Below are 711 nucleotides of genomic sequence, written 5' to 3'. Positions count from 1 at the left end.
CGGTTATTTAAAAGTTGATGGACAAGATGATTTCGATGACGACAGCGATGCAATGCAAGCATTGGTGGGGTATCGCTTTAACCGTTACTTAGCGTTGGAAGGTGGCTACATTGATTTTGGTAGCTATGGTAACAACTTGGCTAATGCAGAGACGGATGGTTATACCGCAGCATTGAAAGTGACGGCTCCAATCACCGATAGTGTGGATGTGTACGCGAAAGGTGGCCAAATGTGGTATTCGACAGATTATAACGTTGCTGGATTCCATGGAAACAAAGATGACGAAGGTGTATTTGCTGGTGCCGGTGTGGGCTTCAAAGTAACGGATAACTTTTTAGTTAACGCAGAATACACTTGGTACGATGTGGAACTGAACGCAGAAAATGTATTTGATGGTGCGAATACAAATACAGACTTTAAACAAGCATCTTTAGGTGTGGAATATAGATTCTAATATTGCTAATAATTCTAATCCATAATAAAAATGCGAAGCTTAAATAGTTTCGCATTTTTTGTTGTGTTATATGAACCAGACCTGAAATTCTTAGTAAGGAGAAAATTGAAGAGATTATTTTACTCACTCAATCTGTTGCTAATGAAGCAAGAGCACCACCTAAACTATGACCTACGCAGTGTATTACCTTTGGTGCTTTTATGTTCTTTTTTGAATAACCAGCGATGCATGCTGCAAGTTGTGGCTTTATTGTATTG

At 39.1% G+C, this 711-nt stretch carries 2 protein-coding genes; one reads left to right on the top strand and one right to left on the bottom strand.

Annotated elements, in window-relative coordinates; translation table 11 throughout:
• Positions 1-454: outer membrane beta-barrel protein (locus R7Q11_RS26275; RefSeq protein WP_225467011.1), on the top strand; the 454-nt coding region annotated here is incomplete at its 5' end.
• Between the two features lie 127 nt (positions 455-581).
• Here R7Q11_RS26275 and R7Q11_RS26270 read toward each other — a convergent pair.
• Positions 582-656 (bottom strand): lipase family protein, encoded by a 75-nt coding sequence (locus R7Q11_RS26270; protein WP_229608654.1) that lies wholly within the window; start codon positions 654-656, stop codon positions 582-584.
• Positions 657-711 lie beyond the last annotated feature (55 nt).

The organism is Vibrio sp. 970 (assembly GCF_033339075.1).
This window is presented reverse-complemented; position numbering and strand designations above follow the sequence as displayed.